The 5,583-nt window shown below is 62.9% G+C and carries 6 protein-coding genes; 3 read left to right on the plus strand and 3 right to left on the minus strand.

Going from position 1 to position 5,583, the window contains the following annotated elements; all coding sequences use genetic code 11:
• The first annotated feature begins 548 nt into the window (after positions 1–548).
• The 3 genes from ubiE to ubiB are packed head-to-tail and all read left to right on the plus strand — an operon-like array spanning position 549 to position 3,585.
• Entirely contained in the window at positions 549–1,301 is a 753-nt protein-coding gene (ubiE, locus tag ACJWXQ_RS03385; protein WP_406672144.1) for a bifunctional demethylmenaquinone methyltransferase/2-methoxy-6-polyprenyl-1,4-benzoquinol methylase UbiE, read from the plus strand.
• Between the two features lie 32 nt (positions 1,302–1,333).
• The gene (locus ACJWXQ_RS03390; protein WP_346050601.1) at positions 1,334–1,945 is read left to right on the plus strand and encodes an SCP2 sterol-binding domain-containing protein; all 612 of its coding nucleotides are present in this window, start codon (positions 1,334–1,336) and stop codon (positions 1,943–1,945) included.
• Positions 1,942–3,585 carry a ubiquinone biosynthesis regulatory protein kinase UbiB gene (gene ubiB, locus ACJWXQ_RS03395; RefSeq protein ID WP_346050600.1) on the plus strand — a complete coding sequence of 548 codons (1,644 nt, stop codon included), beginning with the start codon at positions 1,942–1,944 and terminating at the stop codon, positions 3,583–3,585. The genes ACJWXQ_RS03390 and ubiB overlap by 4 nt, the downstream gene beginning before the upstream one ends.
• A 114-nt stretch (positions 3,586–3,699) precedes the next feature.
• Here the strand turns inward: ubiB and ACJWXQ_RS03400 are convergent, their stop codons facing one another.
• The 3 genes from ACJWXQ_RS03400 to ACJWXQ_RS03410 form a co-directional block, all read right to left on the minus strand.
• Positions 3,700–4,254, minus strand: coding sequence for a DJ-1 family glyoxalase III (locus tag ACJWXQ_RS03400; protein WP_346050599.1), 555 nt, complete (start codon positions 4,252–4,254; stop codon positions 3,700–3,702).
• Entirely contained in the window at positions 4,214–4,942 is a 729-nt protein-coding gene (locus ACJWXQ_RS03405) for a divergent polysaccharide deacetylase family protein (RefSeq protein WP_346050598.1), read from the minus strand. The genes ACJWXQ_RS03400 and ACJWXQ_RS03405 overlap by 41 nt, the downstream gene beginning before the upstream one ends.
• Before the next feature lie 74 nt (positions 4,943–5,016).
• The coding region (locus ACJWXQ_RS03410; protein WP_406672145.1) for a S41 family peptidase at positions 5,017–5,583 on the minus strand (567 nt) is incomplete at its 5' end.

Raw genomic sequence — 5,583 nt, forward strand, 5'->3', positions numbered from 1 at the left:
ACTCCGGCCTCTACACCTGGCAGTTCCTGTTTGAAATGGGCCACGACTACGAAAAGAACTGGGCCGACTACAAGCAACGCGTCGAGCGCGCCGCCAGCGGTGGCGTCAAGCGCCATCCTGGTAAGTGAAGCGAAAAAGCTCATAAGATACTTTGCGACCTGAATTAGCCTTGCGGTCGGCACTGCCCAGGTGATCGCCCACAACAGTAGACCTTGGTGCCGGCTGCGATTTGCAAGGCTGTGTGAGGCAGGATGCCGAACCCAGAGCGTACAGGGATGTATCCATAGCGTCCTTGCAAATCGCTGTCGGCATCAAGGTCGGGACACACCCATCACCGAAGCGGAACGGTCCTAAGGCTCACTTGGCCGTTAGCTCCCAATGAAAAGCAAACACACGCAGCAATCGTTTGTGCCGCTCCAGCCTTCCTCAATCACGATCTCCGTACGCGGAAACAGATCCGATCCCGCAAGGATCAAAAGCGAACAGGCTTCGCACCCGAAGCCGACTTCCAACTGCTAGAATGGGCGCCCGAGACAGAGGAGCCGGGTATGGCCGAGCAGGACCGCGCAACGGTGGATTTCGGTTACCAGGAAGTACCGGTGGGTGAGAAGGCCCAGCGGGTGCGGGGCGTGTTCGACTCCGTGGCCGAACGCTACGATGTCATGAATGACCTCATGTCCGGCGGCCTGCACCGAATCTGGAAGCAGTTCACCCTGGCCCGGACCGGATTGCGACCCGGCGACCGGGTCCTGGATCTGGCCGGCGGTACCGGTGACCTCAGTCGGGGCCTGCTGAAGCAGGTGGGCGACAGCGGCGCCGTGGTTCTGTCGGATATCAATGCCAGCATGCTGGGCCGTGGCCGGGATCGCCTGGTGGATGAAGGTGCGGGCGAGAACCTTGCCGTGGTCCAGGCCGATGCCGAGGTCCTGCCCTTCCCGGACCGGCATTTTGACTGCGTCACCATCGGCTTTGGCCTGCGCAATGTCACCCACAAGGACCGCGCCCTGGCGGAAATGCATCGCGTGCTCAAGCCCGGTGGACGGCTGTTGGTGCTGGAATTCTCCCGCCCCAATGACCTGATCAGGCCCTTTTATGACCTGTATTCGTTTCAGGTTTTGCCTCGTCTGGGGGAGTGGGTCGCGGGTGATGCCGACAGTTATCGTTATCTTGCCGAGTCCATTCGCAAGCACCCCGACCAGCCCACGCTCAAGGCCATGATGACGGCCGCCGGCTTCGAGCGGGTGGCGTGGTTTGATCTCACTGGCGGGGTGGTGGCCCTGCATCGCGGCTATCGTCTCTGATTCCGGCACCAGGAAACGCCTGGGGGGCGTCAATGCAAATACCCAACATCCTGCTGACAACACTGGAGCGCTCCATCAACCGCGTCCTGGCCAGCGCGGCCGGCGGTCCCGCTGCCATCCAGGGCCTGGAAGGTCGCGTCATCCAGTTGTACCTTCAAGATCTGGATATTTCGGTCTGGATTGCCTCCAACGGCCGCAGCCTGCGCCTGTCGGCGGTGGATCCCCAGCGGCAGGATCTCAAGCTCTCCGGGCGCGCCCCTGAATTGCTCAAGGCCGCGCTGGAAGGCCGTGCCGGCGGCAGCTTCCCGCGCGAAGTCACCGTCGAGGGCAATATGGAGGCTGCCCGCGAGGTGCAGGCCTTGCTGACTGCGATTGATCCCGATTGGGAAGAAGCCCTGGCGGGGATCACTGGCGACAGCGTGGCCCATGGTCTGGGTCAGGCGACTCGCCAGGTCCTGGCCTGGGGCCGGCAAAGCCGTGACATCCTGGCCCGCAATCTGGCCGAATACCTGCGGGACGAATTGCGGGCCGTGCCGGACCGCAGCGAGGTGGAAGCCTACCTGGACGCCGTGGATCAACTGCGCGAGGATGTGGACCGGCTCACCGCCCGTTTTGACCATTTCGGACAGGGGCGCCGTTCTTGATTCGTCCACGCCATCTCCTGCGTCTGATACATATCCAGTGGGTCCTGCTGCGTCATGGGCTCGATGAAGTCCTGTTCGCCACCCGTGTCTTCAGGCCGTTTCGCTTTTTGCTCTTTCTCGCCCCCTGGCACTGGTTTGGTCGCCGGCGCACGCCGCGGGCGGTGCGTATTCGTCGGGCCCTGGAAGATCTCGGGCCAATCTTCATCAAGTTTGGCCAGATGCTTTCCACCCGGCGCGACCTTCTGCCTCAGGATGTGGCCGATGAACTGGCCCGGCTCCAGGACCGGGTCCCGCCCTTTCCCGGGTCCATGGCCCGGGCCGTGGTGGAACGGGCCTGGGAAGAGCCGGTGGATGCCGTCATTGATCACTTCAATGAAACCCCGCTGGCCTCCGCCTCCATCGCCCAGGTCCATACCGCACAGCTTCGCGATGGCCGGGCCGTGGTCATCAAGGTCCTGCGTCCCGGCATCGAACGTCTCATCCGGCGCGATATCGCCCTGCTCTACCTGATTGCCGGCCTTGCCCAACGTTATTGGAGCGAAGGCCCGAGACTGCGGCCGGTGGAGGTGGTGGCTGAGTACGAGAAGACCATTCTCGACGAGCTCGACCTCATGCGGGAGGCGGCCAATGCCTCTCAGCTGAGACGCAATTTTGAGCGTTCGCCGCTGCTTTACATTCCTGAAGTGGAGTGGCCCCTTTGCCATCCCGATGTGATGGTGATGGAGCGGATCCACGGCATCCCGGTCAGTCGCACCGAGGAGTTGAGAGCCGCCGGCGTGGATATGAAGACATTGTCAGAGCGGGGGGTGGAGATATTTTTCACCCAGGTCTTTCGCGACAATTTCTTCCATGCCGATATGCATCCAGGCAACATCTTCGTCGATGCCACGGATCCCCGGGATCCCCGCTATCTGGCAGTGGATTTCGGCATCGTCGGCACCTTGAGTCCCCGTGACCAGCATTACCTGGCGGAAAACTTTCTCGCCTTCTTCAATCGCGACTATCGCAAGGTCGCGGAACTGCATGTGGAGTCCGGCTGGGTTCCGCCGGAGACCCGGGTGGACGAATTCGAGACCGCCATCCGCACCGTCTGCGAACCCATCTTCGACAAGCCTCTGAAGGAGATCTCCTTCGGCAAACTCCTGTTGCGCCTGTTTCAGGTGGCAAGGCGTTTCCAGATGGAGGTCCAGCCACAACTGGTACTCCTGCAAAAGACCCTGCTGAATATCGAGGGCCTGGGACGGGAACTCTACCCTGACCTGGATCTGTGGCAGACGGCCAAGCCCTTCCTGGAAGACTGGATGCGCCAGCAGATTGGTCCGCGGGCGGTGTTTCGGCGTTTCCGCGATGCCTTACCCGAGCTCGGGGATGCCCTTCATCGTGTCCCCGTACTGGCCGAGCAGGTCCTGAGTCGGATGGAGAGTGGCGAGCTGGATTTCCGCGCCCACAGTCGGCAGTTGACTGAAATACAGCGGGATACCCGCCGCCAGCACCGTGCCACCCGGGCGGTGATCGGTGGTGGCAGCCTGATCGTCGCCGCCGGCTTCAGCCTTGGCAGCCTGCCGGTCTGGGCTAGCCTGGGCGGTGCCGGTCTGGGCGGGCTGTTACTGCTGTTCGGGCTTTATCGAGGCGAGAAATAAGCAGGGAGATTGAGCACGATATGTGGCGACCCAAACCCCGAACCGTTCTTGTTATTGCTGTAATCATGGCGGCGCTGTTTATCCTCGCCCGCGTCGGTACCGCCTGGGGTTGAGTCAGGGCCGTTGCAGGCGGCCTTCAACCTCTTCCCGTTTCTCACGGCCAAGCAACAGCTCGACCAGATGCAGGGCAAAATCCATGGCGGTGCCCGGCCCGCGAGAGGTAATGACCTTGCCGTCCTGGACCACCGCCTCCTCACGGTACTCCCCCACCAGATTATCGGTATGGTCGAGAAAGCCCGGAAAGCTGGTGGCCTTCTTTCCGCGCAGCAGGCCGGCGCTGGCCAGCACCTTGGGCGCGGCGCAGATGGCCCCGGTGAACTTGCCCGACTCCGTCATCTGCTTGAGTAGCTTGATCACCCGCTCGTCTTCCTGGAGATGGCTCGCACCGGGCATGCCACCGGGCAATACCACCATGTCGAAGTCCCTCTCCAGGGCCTCGTCCAGATTCATCTCGATGCCCAAACGAATGCCGTGACTGCCGGTGACGGCGGTGCCGTCGAGCCCGGCAATGCTTACCTCGACACCGGCGCGTCGCAGCAGGTCAATGATGGTGACCGCTTCCAGTTCCTCACAGCCGTCCGCCAGTGGCACCAGCACTTGCTTGCTCATCGCTCGCCCCCTCTGAAAGGACAGGATCGTCCCCGCCTTCAAGCAGGGCCGATGCGTTGATCAATTCCACACCACTTTCGGTTTCCAGCCAGGGCAGCCGTGCCTCCAGCACCTCCAGGGTCTCGGGATAGGGATGGCCAATGACAACGACTTCTCCCCGCTGGTGGGCAATGCGAATGGCTCGGTCCAGGGCCGCTTCAATCTCCGCCGGATCCCGGCTGCGATCCAGGAAGATGTCCCGACGGCCCGCCGGCACGGCGTGTTCACGGGCGACATCATAGGCCACGCTGTGCGGCGTGGTGCGGCTGTCGATGAAAAACAGGCCCGCCTCACGCAACTCCTCCATCAGCCAGGCCATGGCTCCGGGATGGCGGGTGAGCAGGCTGCCCATGTGATTGTTGACGCCCCGAACGCCCGGAACCGACGCCAGGCTGCGGCGGAAGGTCTCGCGGAAAGTGGCCTCATCCATGTCCAGTTCCAGCCGCCCGGGCCCCAAAAGCTGATTATTTTCCTTCGCCTGCAAGGGAAGGTGCAGCATGACTTCCTTGCCGTTCTCGGCACAATCGCTGGCGACCCGCCGGGCATGCGGGGTATGGGGGAGAATGGCGCAGCTCAAGGGCACGGGCAGGTCAACGGCCCGACGATCCAGCAGCAGGCGGTCACCCAGGTCGTCAATGATGACCGCCATGCGGGGCGTCTCCCCGACCGTGAGGCCCGGGAGACAGCTCAGCAGAAATAATACCCAGAGCCTGCTTACGAACCTCACTGGCCTTCCGCCATCCGCTTGCCGTCCATGCCACGGAGGACACGCACGGCGTGCCCCAGGACCTCGTCATCGTCATCAAAGGCCACCGGTTCGGCCGTTTGCCAGGCCTGCCGGGCACGTTCCCCCATGGCAGCCCCTTCCCGTGGCACCGCTTCATCGTCGCGAAAATCCAGGTCCGGATGCACGCCATCCTTTTCGATGGCCCGCCCAAGAGGGGTGACATAGCGTGCCGTGGTCAATTTCATGGCCGCTTCCCCGGACAGGGGCATGATGGTCTGGACCGAGCCCTTGCCAAAGGAAGAGCTGCCCAGGACCGTGGCCCGCCCGTGATCCTGCAGGGCACCGGCAACGATTTCCGAGGCCGAGGCACTGCCCCGGTTGACCAGCACCACGATGGGGGCGCCCAGCATCAGGTCACCCTGGCTGGCTTTGTGACTGAAGCGTGCCGAGCGGGTTCGTCCTTCCGCCGAGACGATCACCCCTTCTTCCAGAAACAGGTCGCTGATTTCCACCGCGCCCCGCAGGATGCCCCCGGGGTTGTTGCGCAGATCAAGCACCAGACC

This window comes from Natronospira sp., assembly GCF_007134575.1.
GTDB lineage: Bacteria > Pseudomonadota > Gammaproteobacteria > Natronospirales > Natronospiraceae > Natronospira > Natronospira elongata.

What these genes read in the sequence shown, in the direction of transcription:
- ubiE (WP_406672144.1), top strand. Translation starts at nt 549, where the DNA reads ATGGCCGAGCAGGACCGCGCAACGGTGGATTTCGGTTACCAGGAAGTA.
- ACJWXQ_RS03390 (WP_346050601.1), top strand. Translation starts at nt 1,334, where the DNA reads ATGCAAATACCCAACATCCTGCTGACAACACTGGAGCGCTCCATCAAC.
- ACJWXQ_RS03400 (WP_346050599.1), bottom strand. Translation starts at nt 4,254, where the DNA reads ATGAGCAAGCAAGTGCTGGTGCCACTGGCGGACGGCTGTGAGGAACTG.
- ACJWXQ_RS03405 (WP_346050598.1), bottom strand. Translation starts at nt 4,942, where the DNA reads ATGGCGGTCATCATTGACGACCTGGGTGACCGCCTGCTGCTGGATCGT.